16 protein-coding genes are annotated in these 18,031 nt (G+C 65.3%); 7 read left to right on the top strand and 9 right to left on the bottom strand.

The window, feature by feature from the left end; all coding sequences use genetic code 11:
* Positions 1-70 precede the first annotated feature (70 nt).
* Positions 71-2,224 (bottom strand): methylmalonyl-CoA mutase, encoded by a 2,154-nt coding sequence (scpA, locus tag D1227_RS15270; protein WP_119405243.1) that lies wholly within the window; start codon positions 2,222-2,224, stop codon positions 71-73.
* The gene (locus D1227_RS15275) at positions 2,221-4,161 is read right to left on the bottom strand and encodes a methylmalonyl-CoA mutase family protein (protein WP_119405244.1); all 1,941 of its coding nucleotides are present in this window, start codon (positions 4,159-4,161) and stop codon (positions 2,221-2,223) included. The genes scpA and D1227_RS15275 overlap by 4 nt, the downstream gene beginning before the upstream one ends.
* A gap of 180 nt (positions 4,162-4,341) precedes the next feature.
* Here D1227_RS15275 and D1227_RS15280 point away from each other — a divergent pair, with 180 nt between their 5' ends.
* Both D1227_RS15280 and D1227_RS15285 read left to right on the top strand, forming a co-directional pair.
* Positions 4,342-4,587: a hypothetical protein gene (locus tag D1227_RS15280; protein WP_147373329.1), complete on the top strand. Its 246-nt coding sequence runs from the start codon at positions 4,342-4,344 to the stop codon at positions 4,585-4,587.
* A gap of 278 nt (positions 4,588-4,865) precedes the next feature.
* Entirely contained in the window at positions 4,866-5,468 is a 603-nt protein-coding gene (locus D1227_RS15285; RefSeq protein ID WP_147373330.1) for a hypothetical protein, read from the top strand.
* Between the two features lie 6 nt (positions 5,469-5,474).
* Here D1227_RS15285 and D1227_RS15290 read toward each other — a convergent pair whose 3' ends face one another.
* On the bottom strand, positions 5,475-6,221 hold the full coding sequence (locus tag D1227_RS15290) for a pyridoxine 5'-phosphate synthase (RefSeq protein WP_119405247.1): 747 nt from the start codon (positions 6,219-6,221) through the stop codon (positions 5,475-5,477).
* A 90-nt stretch (positions 6,222-6,311) separates the two neighbouring features.
* Positions 6,312-6,626, bottom strand: coding sequence for a hypothetical protein (locus D1227_RS15295; RefSeq protein ID WP_119405248.1), 315 nt, complete (start codon positions 6,624-6,626; stop codon positions 6,312-6,314).
* Positions 6,627-6,905: 279 nt separating this feature from the next.
* On the opposite strand from D1227_RS15295, the gene D1227_RS15300 reads away from it, so the two are divergent.
* From D1227_RS15300 to D1227_RS15315, 4 genes are all read left to right on the top strand, one after another.
* Positions 6,906-7,850: a calcium/sodium antiporter gene (locus tag D1227_RS15300; RefSeq protein ID WP_119405249.1), complete on the top strand. Its 945-nt coding sequence runs from the start codon at positions 6,906-6,908 to the stop codon at positions 7,848-7,850.
* A 136-nt stretch (positions 7,851-7,986) separates the two neighbouring features.
* Positions 7,987-10,299, top strand: coding sequence for a hypothetical protein (locus D1227_RS15305; protein ID WP_119405250.1), 2,313 nt, complete (start codon positions 7,987-7,989; stop codon positions 10,297-10,299).
* Positions 10,300-10,372: 73 nt separating this feature from the next.
* Complete coding sequence (locus D1227_RS15310; protein WP_119405251.1) at positions 10,373-10,936, top strand: carboxymuconolactone decarboxylase family protein; 564 nt, start codon at positions 10,373-10,375, stop codon at positions 10,934-10,936.
* The gene (locus D1227_RS15315) at positions 10,933-11,745 is read left to right on the top strand and encodes an SDR family NAD(P)-dependent oxidoreductase (protein ID WP_119405252.1); all 813 of its coding nucleotides are present in this window, start codon (positions 10,933-10,935) and stop codon (positions 11,743-11,745) included. Before D1227_RS15310 ends, D1227_RS15315 begins: the two co-directional genes overlap by 4 nt.
* Here D1227_RS15315 and D1227_RS15320 read toward each other — a convergent pair.
* The 5 genes from D1227_RS15320 to D1227_RS15340 all read right to left on the bottom strand — a co-directional run bounded on the left by D1227_RS15320 (position 11,742) and on the right by D1227_RS15340 (position 16,499).
* Complete coding sequence (locus D1227_RS15320; RefSeq protein ID WP_158586671.1) at positions 11,742-12,215, bottom strand: nuclear transport factor 2 family protein; 474 nt, start codon at positions 12,213-12,215, stop codon at positions 11,742-11,744. The two genes, D1227_RS15315 and D1227_RS15320, sit on opposite strands and share 4 nt — an antisense overlap.
* Before the next feature lie 86 nt (positions 12,216-12,301).
* Positions 12,302-13,072, bottom strand: a complete 771-nt coding sequence (locus tag D1227_RS15325) for a class I SAM-dependent methyltransferase (RefSeq protein ID WP_158586672.1) — start codon at positions 13,070-13,072, stop codon at positions 12,302-12,304.
* 201 nt (positions 13,073-13,273) lie between these two features.
* Positions 13,274-13,918, bottom strand: a complete 645-nt coding sequence (locus D1227_RS15330) for a glutathione S-transferase family protein (RefSeq protein WP_119405255.1) — start codon at positions 13,916-13,918, stop codon at positions 13,274-13,276.
* Entirely contained in the window at positions 13,915-14,841 is a 927-nt protein-coding gene (locus D1227_RS15335; RefSeq protein WP_119405256.1) for a hypothetical protein, read from the bottom strand. The genes D1227_RS15330 and D1227_RS15335 overlap by 4 nt, the downstream gene beginning before the upstream one ends.
* 83 nt (positions 14,842-14,924) lie before the next feature.
* On the bottom strand, positions 14,925-16,499 hold the full coding sequence (locus tag D1227_RS15340) for an ABC-F family ATP-binding cassette domain-containing protein (protein WP_119405257.1): 1,575 nt from the start codon (positions 16,497-16,499) through the stop codon (positions 14,925-14,927).
* 190 nt (positions 16,500-16,689) lie between these two features.
* On the opposite strand from D1227_RS15340, the gene D1227_RS15345 reads away from it, so the two are divergent.
* Positions 16,690-17,991, top strand: a complete 1,302-nt coding sequence (locus D1227_RS15345; RefSeq protein WP_119405258.1) for an NADH:flavin oxidoreductase/NADH oxidase family protein — start codon at positions 16,690-16,692, stop codon at positions 17,989-17,991.
* The last annotated feature ends 40 nt before the right edge of the window (positions 17,992-18,031 follow it).

The following is an 18,031-nucleotide window of genomic DNA, read 5'->3' on the forward strand; positions in this document are numbered from 1 at the left end:
CACTCAGGCATGACAGGACGACGAGGCCGTCGACCAGCCATGGCAGTTTCTTGATCCATTTGGCCAGGGCTTACTCCGCGGCTGTGTTGACCGGGTCGTCCTGCAGCGACTCCAGCATGGTACGCGCCGCATCTGCAATGACCGTGCCGGGCGGGAAGATCGCCGACGCGCCTGCGGCCCGCAGGGCGTCATAGTCACCGGGCGGAATAACCCCGCCAGCAATAATCTGGGTACTGGCGGCGCCCTCATTGCCGAGGGCGCGGCGCAGCTCGGGGATCAGCGTCAGGTGGCCGGCCGCCAGCGAGGAGGCGGCGACAATATCGACGCCCGCCTCACGCGCATCGCGGGCTGCTTCCTCCGGGGTCTGGAAGAGCGGGCCGATCTCGACCTCCCAACCGAGGTCCATCAGCGCCGAGGCAACGACCTTCTGGCCGCGGTCGTGTCCGTCCTGGCCCATTTTTGCGATATAAATCCGGGGCTTGCGGCCCTTCTTCTTTGCAAAGTCTTCGGCGAGCGCCCGGGCTTCATTGGCCTTTTCGTCCTTGCCGATCGAGCCGCCATAGACGCCCTTGATCGAGCGGATGACGGCCTGGTGACGGCCCTGGCTGCGTTCGACGGCTTCCGAGATTTCGCCCACCGTTGCCTTGGCACGGGCGGCATCGACGGCGAGTTCCAGCAGGTTACCCTTGCCGCTTTCAGCGGCGGCAGCGATCGCGTCGAGCTTGGTGTCGACTTCCGCCTGGTCGCGGTCGGCCTTGAGGCGGGCGAGCTTGTCGAGCTGCATGCGGCGCACCGTGGCATTGTCGACCTTCAGCACCGGTACGTCCTCATCCTGGTCGAGCAGGAACTTGTTGACGCCAACCACGGTCTGTTCGCCGCTGTCGATGCGGGCCTGCGTGCGGGCGGCCGCTTCCTCGATACGCAGCTTGGGGACGCCTTCCTCGATGGCCTTGCGCATGCCGCCGAGTTTCTCGACCTCGTCGATATGCTCCAGCGCCTTGGCGGCAAGATCGTGGGTCAGGCGCTCGACATAGTAGGAGCCGCCCCAGGGGTCGATGGTCTGGCAGGCGCCGCCTTCCTGCTGCAGGAAGAGCTGCGTGTTGCGCGAGATGCGCGCGGAGAAATCCGTTGGCAGGGCCAGCGCTTCGTCGAAGCTGTTGGTGTGCAGCGACTGGGTCTGCCCGCCGACCGCCGCTATGGCTTCAAGGCAGGTGCGGATGACATTGTTGTAGACGTCCTGCGCCGTCAGCGACCAGCCGGAGGTCTGCGAGTGGGTGCGCAGCGACAGTGATTTCGGGTTCTTCGGATTGAACTGCTGGACGAGCTTGGCCCAGAGTAGCCTTGCCGCACGCAGCTTCGCCACTTCCATGAAGGTGTTCATGCCGATGGCCCAGAAGAAGGACAGGCGCGGGGCGAACTTGTCGATATCGAGCCCGGCATCGAGCCCGGCGCGGATATATTCGATGCCGTCGGCGAGCGTGTAGGCCAGCTCCAGGTCAGCCGTCGCGCCGGCCTCCTGCATGTGATAGCCGGAGATGGAAATGGAGTTATATTTCGGCATCTTTTCAGAGGTGTAGGCGAAGATGTCCGAAATGATCCGCATGCTCGGCTTGGGCGGATAGATATAGGTGTTGCGGACCATGAACTCCTTCAGGATGTCGTTCTGGATGGTCCCGGCGAGCTGTTCGGGCTTCACGCCCTGTTCCTCTGCCGCCGCAATATAGAGCGCGAGGATAGGCAGCACCGCGCCGTTCATCGTCATCGACACCGACATCTGGTCGAGCGGGATGCCGGAGAAGAGCGTGCGCATGTCGTAGATCGAATCGATGGCCACACCGGCCATGCCGACATCGCCTGTCACGCGAACATGGTCAGAGTCATATCCCCTGTGGGTTGCAAGATCGAAGGCGACCGACAGGCCTTTCTGACCGGCGGCGAGGTTGCGGCGGTAGAAGGCGTTGGAGTCCTCGGCGGTCGAGAAGCCGGCATATTGCCGGACGGTCCAGGGCCGCTGGGTGTACATGGTCGGGTAGGGGCCGCGGCCGAAGGGGGCAAGGCCCGGATAGTCATCGAGATAGTCGAGACCGACCGTGTCGGCGGCGGAGTAGGCCGTCGCGAGATCGATGCCTTCCGGCGTCTCAAGCGTGCGCTTGCGGGATCCGGATGGCGCCTTCGCATGCGGCGTTCCGAGGTCGAGTTTGGTGAAATCGGGGAAGGTGGTCATTTGGCAACTCCCAGTTCGGCCTGTGCCAGCTCAAGGACCTCGACGGCGTCGCAGCCCATGAAGATGTTGGTGTCACTATAGGCAGCTTCGAACTTGCCGGCGATGAAGACGCGTTGGGCGCCGGCCTTTTTCAGCGCGCGAGCGGCGTCGGCGGCTTCGGTTTCGTAGCGCCTGTCGCTGCCGCAAATGACGGCGATGTGGCAGCCGGAGGCCTTGAACCCGGCGGCGATGTCGTCCGCGGCTTCCGGAAGCGACGGGGCCTCCTTGCCCTCGATCCCGCCAGCGGCGAAGAGGTTGCGCGCAAAGTCGACGCGGGCATTGTGTTCGGCAAGTGGACCCAGCGTCGCGATGAAGATGGACGGGCGCTTGCCGGTCTTGTGTTCATGGGTGGTGGCGCGGTCCCGCAGGGTTTCGAAGTCACGGGCGAGGTGAATGGCAGCCAGCGCTTCGGCCGTCGTGTCGGCGCCCGAGCGGTCGGGCAGGTCCTGCAGGAAGGATTTGAGCCCCTCATTCGAGACCCGCGTTGCGTCAGATTTCTGGTGCGCTTCGGCGACCGGGGCGTCGACACCATCGATCAGTGGATACTCGCTGACGCCGGTCACAGGCACTTTGCGTTTCGCGATGGCCTTGAAGCGTTCGTCCCGTACAGCCTTGATCCGGCTCTGGAATTTGCCGGCCGAGAGGCTTTCGACGAGACCGCCTTCGCGCTCAATTTCCTGGAAGACGGCCCAGGCTGCTTCGGCGAGGTCTGTGGCGACTGTCTCCTCGAACCAGGCCCCGCCGGCCGGGTCGGCAACGCGGCCGAGGCCGGACTCCTCCATGGCGATGATCTGCGTGTTGCGGGCGGTGCGGCGGCCGAGTTCTTCCGGCACGCCGAGGGCTTCGTTGAAGGCCCGTACGGTGACGATATCGGCGCCGCCGACGGAGCCTGCGAAACAGGCGGCCGTGTTTCGCAGCATGTTCACCCACGGGTCGTAGCGGGTCAGCATGCGGGCGGAACTGACCGATTGCAGCAGCATGGGTTCGGAATCGAGACCCATGACCTCCAGCACCCGCGCCCAGAGGCGGCGGGCCGCGCGCAGCTTGGCGATTTCCAGCCCGTAATTGGCGCCGGTGGCGAGCGTGAACAGCGCCTGTTCGGGGAAGGCCTTGATGTCGTATCCTGCTGCCTCCAGCCGCCGCATCGTGTCGACAGCATGGGCGATCAGGCCGCCCAGTTCCTGCGCTTCCGAGCCGCCTGCCTCGTGGACTGCGCGCGCGTCGACCCGCAGCGTGGTTGCCTTCGGATAGCGAAGGGCCAGCACGTTGGCGAGTTCGGCGGTGCGCACGAAAGCCGCATCCATGCCGCCCTCGACGAACCCCTTGCGAAGGAGGAGGCCGATCGGGTCGATGTTGAAGGCGAACTTCAGCGCATCCGACGCGCCCTTGTCTTCGCCCCACAGGGCAAGGAGCGCGGCGACCGATGTGCCCGATCCCTTGCCGCGATGGTCGAGCGCGATGGTGGCAATGTCGGCGCGCACGCCCTCGAGCGCGAGCGACAGCGTGTGGGCATCCTCGATGGCGCAGCCGTGCTCGCCCGTGCAATCGACCGACAGTTCTACAGAAGACACGCCGCGTTCGAGGTCGCGCAGGATCTCGCTATTGGTTGTCTCCGGGTCGGGATGAGTAAAGGCCTGGCGGATGTCCCAGGGCAGGTAAGCGTCCGGTTCGGCCTTGGCGCCGCGCAGGTAGGGGGCGGCGCCGGGCGCGCCGAGCGGGTCGGTTGCGCTGGCAAAACCGTCTTCCCGATAGAGGGGCCGGATGGCGATTCCATCGTCGCTCTTGCGCGTAATCCGCTCCAGGCCACCGCCTTTCAGCGACTTTTCGACAGCGGCCAGCCAGTCGGCTTCCGTTGCGGTTTCGAAGTCATTGCTGAGTGAGAGGAACCCGTCTGCCATATCTGTACTCGTTCTTGTCTCTGACTGCCCCGGTATTGGCCGCTGGTTGACGTGCGGGTCAAGGCTTTCCACTAGGTCAAAGCACGCCCTTTCCCTAGCGGAAGTCCAAAGCCTCTTGACGCGCGCGCCGAATTGCGTGCAAATGAGAACTATTCGCAATTTAGAGGGAAAGCGATGACGATGGCATGGCAACAGCATCTGGCGAACGGCTCGGAGCGCGGGAAAGCGCAATCGGATCGCGGAGCGACGCAATCGGAGCCGGGCAGGGTTCGTATTCTGGACTGGGTTGAGAGCCAGACCTGCGTGACCCGCATCTGGCTCGACGAACTGATCGCGAAAGGCGACCCGGACGATCTGGTCAGCGAGCTTCACAAACAGGCGGCATGGCTGGAACTGATGCGGGACCGGCTGAAAAAGGCCTCGTAATGTCCGGCGGAAAAGCATCTTCATAAGCGGGGGAAAGTCCGGTGCCCCTCCACCGGATGGTCCGCCGCCGAGACAGTCTTATTTCCGTATGATTCCAGTACAATTCCAGTATGATTCCGGTCTGATTGCAGGCTGACCGTATCCGGCGAGATGTCTTGACGGTGCCTTTTCCCGCTATCGGCCCCGCTGGCGAAGGCCTCCGCGAAAATTCGTCCGCCCCCGGCCGGTGCCGTGGCAATCTTGCGCCCATCGACATGACCCAGGACGCCAGACCCCTCATGGCCGGAATGCCGCTTGGCCGCATGCTGAAGGTGCGGACGCTGGAGACGGCGCTGCGAACCGGCGAGACCTTTGAGTGTGCCGCCGCCCGCGCCCGGGTGTCGGCGTCGACGGCGAAGACCTGGGCCGCCTGGCTTGGCATCCGCAAGGGCGACCTTCTGGCCGAAACGCCGGAAGCGCGGCTTGAGCGCCATGGTGCCTGGGCGCTGGCGCTTGCCGGGCTCAACCGGCTGGACGAGGCCGCCGCCTGGGAGGATGAAGCCCGCAAGCTGGAGACCGCGCTCGCGCGGATCGGCAAGCGGGCGGACATGACCGCGGCGCCGGAGCCGGGCGAGGTCGCGGCCATCGCTCTCCTTGAGCGGGTAGAAAGCACATTGCCGGACGGCGCCGGCCCGATGGCCGCCTGGTGCGCCGTACACGACTATTTCAGTCTGCTGATGGAAGCAGGCGCCTGTCTGGCGCCGGATGGCCGCGCCTCATGGCCGTGCGGCGTGCCAGCCGACCTGCCCTTGACGCCGGACTGGCTGCCCTGTGATCCGTGGTCGGTCGAAGACGAGGCCGCCTGGGAGAGTGCGGTCGGGCAGGCCATCCAATGGCTGTGAGCGTCTTCAGGCATCCTGTCCGCAAGCGCGCCGGAAGCGGCGCACCGTTTCGGCCAAGCCATGGATCAGCGCATCGGCGGTCAGGCCGTGCCCGATGGAGACCTCGGCAAGATCCGGGATGCGCAGGACGAGCGGGGCAAGGTTCTCGACGGTCAGGTCGTGGCCGGCATTGACGCCAAGCCCATGTGCCATGGCGGCCTCGGTCGTCTGGGCGAGCTTTTCCAGCTCCCGGGCAGCCGCTTCCGGATCGTCATGGCAGCTGCCATAGGGGCCGGTATAGAGTTCAACGCGGTCGCAGCCGGTTCCGGCGGCGGCATCCATCTGCGCCGGGTCCGCATCGGCGAAGAGCGAGATGCGCGCGCCCGTGGTGACTTTCAGGCGCGCCACGATCTTGTGCAGGCGCGCGCCGTCGGCCCGGAAATTCCAGCCATGGTCCGAGGTTGCCTGTCCGGGATCGTCCGGAACGAGCGTGACCTGTTCCGGCTGAATGTCCTCGACCAGTTCAAGGAAGTCTTCGGTCGGGTTGCCTTCGATGTTGAATTCGCGCTCGGGAAACTCATTGTCGATCAGCGCGCGCAGGGCGGGCAGGTCGCTGCGCCTGGTGTGGCGTTCGTCCGGACGCGGATGAACCGTCAGCCCGTTGGCGCCGGCTTCTAGCGCGATCCGACCGAGGCCGGTCACGCTCGGCCAGGGCAGGTCCCGCCGGTTGCGCAGGAGGGCGACCGCATTGAGATTGACGGAAAGTTCGGTCATCGCCGTGTCGAGGCCTTCATCATGCTCTGTTCGAGACGAGCCATGTAAGGGCGCCGGGCGGCGATGACCATAGGCAGATCGGCAAAGCGCCTATTCAGGCTGCACTTCGGCCGGCAGCGTCTCCGGCTGGGCCGTTACCGTATCGGTGAGAATGTCGCTTGCGATCGTCTCATCGGCGGCAAGGGTCTCATCAGCGGCGTCGACGATGGTTTCGACCGCGACGGCTTCGGCTTCGACCGAGGCTTCCAGTTCGGCAAGGTCGAGACCGGCGGCGTCTTCGACCTGTTCGGTCACCAGTGGCTCGGGAGCCGTGCGGGTGTTCGAATAGTAGGCGACGGCGGCGCCGCCACCAATGACAGCGACAGCCGCAACGGCTGCCACAATGTATTTATTACGTGCGCTCATCTGCGCATTTCCATTCAGGGTAAGAGTTGGACCGGGGCCCGTAGCCTGGTCCGCGGGGCTCAGTGTCCGCGCGACGTCATATGGAGAGAGTCCGCGAAGGGCGGAAGAGGCGCGACCTGGCTAAATGAAATTTAATCCGCATGGGGAGCAATCAGGCCCGCCTTGAAGTCCGCCGCAGCTAGAAGCATATGAGGGGTTCGACGTCCGGCCCGTGTCAGAAACGACGAGCCCCCGCGCGACGGCGGCCGGACGACCAAATCCGAAACCCTTCTTTTTCCCATGCTTGTTATCTCCCTTCTTGCCGGCCTCGCGCTTTTGCTGATTGGCGGCGACCTCTTTGTCCGCGGCGCGGTATCCGTTGCCCGAAAACTCGGCGTGTCGCCGCTGCTGATCGGGCTCACCCTGGTCGGCTTCGGCACCTCCACCCCTGAGCTTGTCACCAGCCTGCAGGCCGCCATGGCGGGCTCTCCGGGTGTGGCGACCGGCAATGTGGTCGGTTCGAACATTGCGAACATCCTGCTCATTCTCGGCCTTGCCGCGATGCTGAAGCCCGTGCTCGTCGACAGCGGCGCGCTGAAGCGTGACGGGGCGGTGCTCGCCATATCGGCGCTGGTCTGCCTGGCGGTCGTGATGAGCGGTGTGCTCGACCGGTTGTCCGGCCTTGTCTTCATTGCAGGCCTCGTCGCCTATCTCGGCTTCGCGATCTGGCAGGAGCGGCGCGCCCCGGCCGGGTCTGCGCCCGGTGTCGATACCGAAATCGCACCTGCCGAACCGCACGGCGTGCTTGCCCTGGTCCTCACCGTCGGTGGCCTCGCGCTCACCATTCTCGGCGCGTCGCTGCTGATCGACGGGGCGGTGGGCCTCGCCACCCGGTTCGGGATTTCCGAGACGATTATCGGCCTGTCGATTGTCGCGATCGGCACCTCGCTGCCCGAACTCGTCACCTCCGTTGTCGCAGCCCTGCGCGGGCAGAACGATGTCGCCTTCGGCAATATTGTCGGCTCGAACATCTATAACGTGTTCGGCATCCTGGGCGTGACGGCCCTTGTCCAGCCGATCCCCATCCCGCGTGAGATCATGGCGGTCGATATCTGGGTCATGCTGGCGGCGACCGGCGCACTGATCGTGCTCGCGCGGACCGGCCACCGGATCACCCGCGGCGAAGGCGCCCTGATGCTGGCCGGCTATGCCGGCTACACCGCCTGGCTGGCCAGTCAGGTGTAGACCGCCGGAAAAGGCGGGCCCGCCCAAGTCCCATCTTCTCAACCAAGGGTAAGTTGCGCTACAACTTCATTTCGGAGGCGCAACGATGGGGCTGGGTAGGGTGCAGGAGTCGCGGTCAGGACGCGGTGACCACAACATGTTTACGGTGTTGGCGGCCCTCTCGGCGACGGGTGCCGCGATGGTCGCCATGGTCATGTCCGGCAGCGCGGGGATCGTGGCCGCTGAGCGATTGACGCCGGCAGGGCTGGTCCTGACAGGTCTTCTCCCGTCCCTTCTACTGCTGGCTCAATTGTTGAGACTGGAAGCCGTCTGGATCCCGTACTCACAAGCGATGGCGACGCCGCTTCGGGCGCGAACACCTGAGCAGGTCAGACGCGTCAAGCACGGTTTCATAGAATTCTTCGTATATCTTTCGGCGAGCCTCGCCGGGCTCTGCGTCGTCGCCTACGCCTCTTCGGCCAGTGGCTGGGTCGGTCCCCTGCCGCTCCGGATCGCCGGCGAGGAGACGCGCCTCATTCACCTGATCGGCTTCCTTGCATGCTTCATCTCGGCCTTCGTGCCACTGCTGACAGGCTTCTACAGGCAGGCCCGGCTCGAAGCGGCCCAGCGCCCTGGCGATGCGAAGGGACAGATGTTGCGTTCCGACGTTGTCAGCGAATTCAGCTTCTGGACGAGCTTTGTCCTGATCGCCGGACTTGTGCTGCTTGCCTGGGCGGCGGCGGGCGGGAAGTTCGAGATGAAGGAAGACTTTGGCGTCTTCATCACCTTTGTGGTGCTGATGGTCTTCTTCGCCATCATCCTGTCGCCGCACCTGATGCGCGTCGTCAACAACTGGCGCGAACGGCGTGAGGAAGATGATGCCGCCCTCGGCAATCTCAGGGTCAATGGCGTCGCGGCTCTGACGCCTGGCGTACTGGTCAGCCGGCTTGATTCCATTCTCGTCCGTCTCGTTGCGCCCCTGTCGGGGGCAACCCAGCACGGGGCTGTCTGGTTCACGCCGCACTTGCTGGTGCTGATCGTCATCCTGCCGCTAAGCGCGCTCGGCTTTGTCCTCGCGCCGCCATGGGGACTGATCCCGATCGGCATGGCCATGCTGATCGCGGTGGCGCTCGGCCGGCGCTGGGCCTGGGTTGAGGAGGACCGGGAAACCGCCTCGCGGCTGCGCACGACGCGCGGAAGCGAGATCCATGTCGGCTTCGATAACGACCTAAAGGACGAGGCGTTGCTGGGCTATGCCTCGCTGTTCATCCTTGTCCCGCTGGCGCTGCACCAGCTTCAGGGCTGGACGGAATCCTTTGCGTTTGATGAGCGCTATTCGACGCACAATGCCTTCTTCGACTGGCTGCGCTTCTTCGGCGCGGAACTGGCCAAGGCCGTGCCCTTCGTCGACTGGTGGGAGATCTACAATGTTGACATCCAGACGCCCTATGATGCCACGACCAGCGAAAATCCGCTCGCCAAGCACCTGACCTTCGCCGCCCGCGCCATGGTCGACCTCGTCATCATGGCGGCGCTCTTCCAGGCGATCGGACTGTGGCAACGCTCGCGGGCGGACAAGAAATTCTACAAGGTTGGGCATTTGGACGTGTTTGACCCATTCACCGAAGCGGCCTTCTTCGAGAACGGAATGCGATACGACCGCAAGGCAGGAGAGCTGGTTCCCAAATCGAGGTTCAGGCAGCTTGTCCAGCAGCATGTCGATGAGCGTAAAAAGCTGAGTTGGGATCAAAATCCCTACAATCCGCGTCGCCTGAGCGAACTGGTCCATTCCGAAAACCCGGATGTAAAGGCGGGTGCCCGCTGGATGGTCGGACAGTACGAGGTGCTGGTCGGTACGCCCATCGAACAGCTGCGGCAGCTCGCCCAGCTTCTTGCAGATAATGCTGACACGAAACTGCGCCGTTCACTGGACGACAGGTCATTTGCCCGGCGGCAGAAGCTTGAACTCGAGCGGATTCTTCAGGAACTTCGCGATGATATTGACGGCTTCAGCCAGGCTGACGTGCCTTATATCGTCGCCACGCTGGAAGCGATCCGCAGTGTCCCCGAATTCACCTATGCCCAGCTGCAGGCGGTGCAGCTGCTCCGCCAGCGCCCCTCGCCGCGCGCGACGCATGCGCTCTTCAAACTGATCATGCAGAAGCGGCATTTCGAGACGGAAGCCGGTCGCGAGATGTGGGATCAGTTCAAAGCTGAACTCGGCTCCGATGCGCCGGTCTTCCTGGATCAATTCCAGAGCCGGATGGATGTTCTCCATGCCATGCGTGAGCACGGCAACTTCTACTTTGCCAACCGGGACAAGCAAATGCTGCGCGAGGTTATCGAGCTGGTTGACTGGATGGGACAGGACACCGGTGTGAAGTACGGGACATCTGGCGACCGGTCGGACAAGGTTCGCGAACTCGCGAGAGAGATCGAAAGCGAGCTTCGCGCCCTGCTGCGGTTCTAACTCTCGTGGCGGGAGGCTTGCCTCTGCCGGGGTGCGGTCCTTTACTGCCCGGCAAAAAGCAGGAGGACACCGCATGCGCTTGGACAAACCCCGGATTGCGCCGCTCAAGGATGAGGAGATGGGCGAGGAGCAGAAGGAGATGCTCGGCCAGCGCTTCCAGCAGGGCCGGGTGTTCAACATCTTCCGCACGCTCGCGCGCGCACCAAAAGCCTATAAGCGCTTCATGGTGTATGGCGGCTACATCCTGTCCGAGCACAATGACCTGCCCCCGCGTGAGCGCGAACTCGTCATCCTGCGCGCCGGGTTCAACTGGAAATCCGGCTATGAATGGGCCCAGCATGAGCGGATCGGCCTCGATTGCGGGCTGACCCGTACCGAGATCGCGCGCATCAAGGACGGCCCGGACGCGGAGGGGTGGAGCAAGGAAGACGCAGCCCTTCTCCAGGCCACCGACGAGCTGACAAGCGATGCCTTCATCACGGATGCGACCTGGGCACGGCTCGCCTTCCTCTCGAAGAAGCAGAAGATCGACCTCGTCCTGACGGTCGGCCAGTACACCCAGGTCTCGATGCTGCTGAACTCGCTCGGCATCCAGCTCGACGAGGGCCTCACCCTCGACCCGGATCTCAGGAAATGAGCGATATCGACGTTTCGGGGCGGCTGGCCGGAAAGGTCGCGGTCGTCACCGGCGCGGGCCAGACGCCCGGCTCGACCATCGGCAACGGCAAGGCCTGCGCCATGCTCTTTGCGCGTGCCGGCGCAAGCGTCGTCTGCGTCGACCGGGAGCTTGAACGCGCCGATGCCACCGTGGCGGCGATCCGCGAGGAGGGCGGCGATGCGCTCGCGCTTGCGGTCAATGTCGCCAAGGCCGACGAGGCGGAGAACATCGCCCGCCTGACGCTCGAGACGTATGGCCGGATCGACGCGCTGGTCAACAATGTCGGCATTGGCGCGGGCGACGCCCCGGCCAAACACCTCACCGAAGAGGCGTTCGACCGGATCATGGCGGTGAACTTCAAGTCGGCCTGGCTGGTCACCAGGGCCTGCCTGCCCATCATGGAGACACAGGGTGCGGGCGCCATCGTGAACATCTCCTCGCTCGCCTCCATCGCCGGCCATCACATGATGGCCTATGAGACGTCCAAGGCCGCGATGAACCGGATGACCGAAGCGGTCGCCCTGTCGGCAGCAAGGAAGGGCGTGCGCTGCAATGCCATCCTGCCCGGCCTGATCGACACGCCGATGGCGATCGAAGGCATTTCAGAGCGGCGCGGCATCTCGCCTGAGGCGCTTCGCGAGGAGCGGTCGGCCATGGTGCCCATGGGCCATATGGGCACCGGCTGGGACACCGCCCACGCCGCCCTGTTCCTCGTCAGCGAGGAGGCGAAATTCATCTCCGGCATGCTGCTACGCGTCGATGGCGGGCAGGGCGCGCGGCGCGGCTAGGGGGCGAGCGGATCGCAGGTGACGTCGGAGACGTGTGAGGAGACCGGGCGCCAGCGGTCGTTTTCGCGCCGGATGGTGTTGCTTGACCAGTAGCTGTGCGCGCACGGCGCCCCGTTCTCGGTTGCCCGTGTGCTCAGGCCCCGCCCATAGACGATGGCGGCGTCCGGCCCGATAAAGACGACACCCTCGACGTCGTAGCGGAAGTCCTCCGGCGCGTCCCACGGATTGTTGCGCATCCAGTCGACCTCCTTTGCCTTTGGCGTGACGCTGCCGCCTGCAATGAGCACGAAGTCATCCGCAAGGAAGGCGTCGAGCGCCTCGGCATCGTTAGAGGCGTAGATGGCTGGCCAGGTTTCAGTCTTGAGCGTACGCAACGCCGCTTCGTCTTCCGCGCGGTCGGCGTGTCCGGGACCGGCAAGGACCGAGGAGACGGCGAGCAGGACGACGCCAGCCCGAAGATTGATCCGCATGAGTTCGCTCCCTGTTTCACTACAAGCGTAGCATGGAAATCTGCGGAGACAATCGGAGACGATGGCTGGCGCCGCCCGCGGCGCGGCTAGGCCGGCTTTCGCGCCTCCCAGGTCACCATATGCGTCCCGGCCCCCGGCGGCTCGCCGCGCCTGTAGTCGCCATGGCATCGCGCATCGGTAAAGCCCGCCCGCTCCAGCGCCATGCGGAACTCCTCGATGCCCCATTGGCGCATCACCATGGGTTCGAGCTCGGCGGCGACCAGCCGGTTCTCGCGCCAGCGTTCGTAGCGGACAGACAGGCGGAAGGCCTGCTTCGTCCAGTCGGTTTCCGTGCGCACGGCGTGAAGGGTGAGCAGGTCGCCATTCTCCGCCACCCAGCTGCGCCGGTCGTCTTCAACCGGGGCGAGCGTGCCGAGCGGTGTCAGGTCGATGAGCAGCAGGCCGCCCGGCGACAGCGCGGCATGAAAGCGGGCGAGTACGTCGAATGCCGTGTCAGCGTCCTCGATCAGGGTGAAGGAGGCGACCGGCAGGATGATGGCCGAGAAGAGCCGGTCGTAGGTGAAGTCCGACCAGCCCTGCTGGCTCAGCCTGGCGCGCACGCCGGCCTTCGCGCAGCGCGCTTCGGCCTGCGCCAGCATCTCCGCGGAGGTGTCGAAGCCCCACATCTCGTGGCCCGCCTCGGCGAGCGGAACGAGCGTGCGGCCAGACCCGCAGGCCGGCTCCAGGATTGGCCCGTCGAGCCCCTTCAGCGCGTCCCGGTAGAAGGCCGTGTCCGGGAGCTTCCCGAAAGGCTTGTCGATGTCGTAGATTTCGGCGGCGAGGGACCCGTAACGATTGTCGGGTGAGTTGGTGTACATGTCGTGATGTCCGTGAAAGCGGGCATGGCCCATAGGAAAAACGTCCGGCGCAACCGGTCTCCCGGGGCCGGCTTCATGGCCGTGCGGATGATCCGTGGCGCAGAAGGCGTCTTCAGGCTTTCATGTCGGGCTGTTCGTGCACCGGCCGAACGCAGCCCGCAAGTCACGACAGCGTGAGCGCGTGCGGCGCTGTGGCGACGTTCAGGAAACGGCGACGTCCAGGGGCGGCAGGTCGGGCCGCGTCGCCTTGAAGGCATCGTGCGTACTGACGGTGGCAAACCAGTCAGCAAGCGCAGGATATGGCGCCAGCAAGCCGGCGGATTCCGGCGCGAGCAGGGCATAGTCGATCATTGGAGCGGCATGGATGTCAGCGAGGCTGAGCTGTCCGGTCCCTGCAAGGCCTTGCCGCGGAAGCAAGGTTTCAAGCACCTCCAGAAGGCGCGGCGCGGCTGCAAGGCCGGCCTCGACCGTTGCCGGATCCGGCCGACCGCCGGCGCGCCTGCGGAAATAACCCTCGGCGGCAATTGGATGGACCAGCGGGCGACAGCCCTCGGCATCCATCAGCGACACGATCTGGTGCACGCGTGCCCGCTCGAAAGGGGCCTCCGGCATCAATGCAGGGCCTGGAAGGGCTTCGTCGACAAAGCGCGTGAGCGCAGCAGTCTCGAACAGGTCGCCTTTCGGCGTTTCCAGCAGCGGCACCTTGCCGAAGGGGTGGCGCGTCCAGCTCTTGTCCGTGAACGGATTGATTTCGACGTACTCGAACGCCACACCCTTCGCCGCCAGCGCAAGCCGCGCTATCCAGCAATAGACGCTGTGGCAATAGGCATGGAGGGTGAGCTTCATTCCTTCTCATACCATGACGGACGCTCATCGCCCCAGCTTTCAGCGACGATCTGGTCGATCTCTTTGCGCGACAGGCGGGGCGGCGGCTGGCGCGGTTCGGGGCGCGGCGTCAGATACTCGTCCCGGACCCATTCGAAATAGCGCCGCTCGGCCTCTTCGGGCGACATCGCCGCCTTGTCCGCGTCATAGGCGGCATCGCGCTGGCGGGTGAGCGTCGAGCGCTGGACATATGGTTCGCCAAGCGTGACGAGATAATTGCCGTTGAGATCGTAGAGTGTGTAGCCGGGGCGCGCCTTGGTCAGCTCGCGCTCGTCGAGGCCGGCAATCGGGCGCCCGTCGGGCATGTGCTCGCCGTAGATCAGCGCAAGCTGCGCCCGGCGCATTTCGGCGGGCTCGCAGGTGCGGACCGGCTCTATGCGCCGGATCAGGCCAAGCGGTTCGTTGGTCCATGACCGCGTGGCCTCGTCCCAGATCCAGTCGCCTTCGCTGGCATATTCTTGTTCTGCGACCCGGATGGGCGTTCCGTAATGCTGCTGCGGCGCAAGGCTCGCGCTGAACTGGAAGACCGGCCTCGCGGCGCCTGCAGAGGGATTGAAGAAGGCCCAGGCAATGAGGAACGCCCAGACAAGCGCGCCAGCGAGCGCGAGATTTACCAGCCATAGCATCCAGAAGCTCGGACGGACGTCTCGCGTGAGCAGATTGTCCAGGGCCTGGACAAGAAGGAGCGCCGCGCCGGCGAGCCCTATGACCAGAAGCCATTCCATCGGGCCGTCGAAGGCCGGTGTCGGGCCGATAAAGGCGATGTGCTGCTCGTCGCAGTCCCGGGCGGTGACCGTTCCCCAGGCATCGACGAGCCGCTTGAAGAAAAGTGAGACGACCAGGACCGCAAAGATGCTCCAGCTTAGCGGGTCCAGTCCTGACAATCTGCGCCGCGCGCGCGACCGTGCCTTCCTCATACCCGATACATAGGAACGCCAACCTCTGGCTGAAAGCGAAATCGGCGCGGTTACAACGCAACTTGCCGTTCAACGCCGATGGCGTCGAGGAAGCGTTGGTCGTGGCTGATGGCGAGGATGGCGCCGTCATAGGCCTGGAGGGCGGCTTCCAGGAGGTCCACGGCGTCGATGTCGAGATGGTTGGTCGGCTCATCGAGCAGGAGGAGTTCCGGCGGCTCCGGCGAAGCAAAGGCAGCGGCCAGTCCGGCGCGCAGGCGTTCGCCGCCGGACAGCGTGCCCACCGCCTGCAGTGCATCCTCGCCGCGAAAGGCGAAGCGGGCGAGCTGGGCGCGCGCTTCATTGTCGTTGAGGGCCGGGGCGAGCGCCTTCATGTTCTCGATGAGCGAACGGGCCGGGTCGAGGCGGCTGACATGCTGGTCGAGCAGGGCGATGCGGCCTGTGTGGCAGGTCACCGTGCCGGAGGTGGGGGCGAGGTCCCCGGTGATGAGCTTTAGCAACGTCGACTTGCCCGACCCGTTCGGCCCGGCAATCGCGACCCGCTCCGGCCCACGCATCTCGAAGGACAGGGGGCCGAACAGGGGGCGGTCCCCGAAGCTCATGGAGACGCCCGAGACCGTCAGCAGCTGGCGGCTGGCGGGCAGGGAGCAGGCGGGCAGGTCAATGTGCAGCGGGGTGATAATGTCCAGCCGCGCCTCGGCCTCCGACAGGGCGGATTCGGCCTCGCCGAGCTGGCGGCTGGCAAGCTGCTGGCCGCGCGCACCCGTGGCCTCGGCCCGTTCGGCGCGGGCATCGAGCAGCATCTTGGGCTGGCTGCCGGTGCCGCGAACGGCGCGGCCGCGCGAATCCGAGCGGTCCTTGCGCTCGCGCGCCTGCTGGACCTTGCGCTCTGTCGACTTCAGCTTGTTGGCGGCAGTTTCGGCGTCCTGCGCGGCACGGGCGCGGGCTGCCTCACGCGCTTCGGCAAATGCGCGCCAGCCGCCGCCAAAGACGGTGCAGCCGACCGGGGTCAGCTCGACGATCCGGTCGACGGTTTCCAGGAGGGCGCGGTCATGGCTTGCGACGATGAGGCCGCCACTCCAGCGCTGCATCAGCGCCGTGACGGCAGCGCGGCCGTCAGCGTCGAGATTGTTGGTCGGCTCGTCCAGCAGGATGAGGCCCGGCTCGGCGAGCAGGAGGCGGGCCAGGCCGACCCGCGTGCGTTCTCCGCCCGACAGGGTGGCAAGGCGCCGGTCGAGCGCCATGGCGTCGAGCCCGGTTTCGGCCAGCGCCTTGCCGAGGCGCGCTTCCAGCGTCCAGTCAGCGGTCTCGAAATCGTCTTCGGTGCCGTCTCCGGCGGTGATCCGGGCGAGGCAGGCAAGCGCCCCCGCGACGCCAAGCGCTTCAGCCACGGTGAGCGTCTCGTCAAAGCGCTGTTCCAGCCGGGCGAAGCGGCCATGCGTGTGGATGGCCCCGCGCGCAGGCTGCACGTCTCCGGCAATCGCCGCGATCAGCGTGGACTTGCCACAGCCATTGCGTCCGACAAGGCCGATCCGCTCAGCGCCGGCAGACAGGGTGAGGTTTTCGAAAAGCGGTGTGCCGTCAGGCTTGGCAAGCGACAGCTGGTCGAGGGTGAGAAAGGCAGACATGGAAAGAGGCCCGGGCAGAATGGAAGGTCGTCGCGAAATGTGTGCGGGCGAAATCCATTGCCTCTGTCCTTTTCCGGGTCTGGCTTGAGGGGTTTCATTAGGGGGCAGATCGCGAAAAAGCAACTCTGGACGGTTCGGGCGCGCCGGGCCATGGTTCCGGCTCGGACAATTCAGGGAGGGCCACCCGTCCATGACCAGCATTCTTGAGCAACCGCTTGACCTGCCTTGCGGGGCGCAGCTTCCCAACCGCCTGTGCAAGGCGGCGATGACCGAACAGATCGCCGTCGGCAATCGCGCGGGCGAAGGCCATGCCCGGCTCTACAGGGCGTGGAGCGAGAGCGGCTGCGGCATGCTTCTGACGGGGAATGTGCTGATCGACCGGCGCCACCTGGAATCGCCCGGCAATGTCGTGGTGGATGGCCGCCCCGATGCCGATCATATGGCGGCCCTCAAGGCCTGGGCAGCGGCAGGACAGGAACGCGGCGGGAAGATGTGGATGCAGATCAGCCATGCCGGGCGCCAGACGCCGAAGCTGGTCAATCCGGCCCCGCATGCGCCGTCCGCCATACCGCTCGACCTGCCCGGCGGCCAGTTCGGCACGCCCGTCGCAATGGACGGCCAAGACATCCGCAAGGTGATCGAGGGCTTTGCGCTTTGCGCCAGCGTGGCACGCGAGGCCGGGTTTGACGGCGTGCAGATCCACGGCGCGCATGGCTACCTGATCAGCCAGTTCCTCAATCCGCGCGCCAATCAGCGCGAGGATGAATGGGGTGGCTACCTTGAGAATCGCGCGCGCCTGCTGCTCGAGACGGTCGACGCGGTCCGCACGGCCGTCGGGGCGGACTTCCCGGTCGGCGTGAAGCTCAATTCGGCCGATTTCCAGACCGGCGGCTTCAGTTTCGAGGAATGCCGCCAGGTGGTGCGCTGGCTGTCGGAAAAGAAGATCGACCTGCTGGAAGTCTCCGGCGGCAATTACGAACAGCCCAAGCTGCTCGGCATCGAGGGGTTCGAGGCCGCCGAGTACCAGCCCGTGCGCGAGAGCACCAAGGCGCGCGAAGCCTTCTTCGTCGACTATGCCGGTGAGGTCCGCGAGGAGGCCTCGATGCCGGTCATGGCGACTGGCGGATTCCGCTCGAAGGTGGCGATGGAGGAAGCGGTATCGGCCGGCCTTGCAGACATGATCGGTCTCGGCGCGCCGCTCTGCACCGATCCGCGCGGACCGGCGAAGATGCTGGCCGGTGAGATCGACCGGCTTGAAAACCACGCGAAGACAATGCGGCTTGGGCCGGGCTTCCTCGGGCCGGACAGCGGCATCGGCCTGTTCAAGATGATCAATGCCCTCGGCCAGCAGGCCTGGAACTATATGGCGATCGAGGCGCTGTCCGAAGGCCGCGATGTTCCTAGGAAACTCGGCCTGCTCAGCGCATACAACAAACACCAGAAGCGCCAGAAGTCACAGGTCAGGGCCTTGCAGGGCGCGGCGCAGGCCTGACTGCTTTTCGGGCCAGTTGAACTGCCCTTCCCGCATTGAA

This window comes from Henriciella mobilis, assembly GCF_003576315.1.
In the GTDB taxonomy this organism is placed as follows: Bacteria; Pseudomonadota; Alphaproteobacteria; order Caulobacterales; family Hyphomonadaceae; genus Henriciella; species Henriciella mobilis.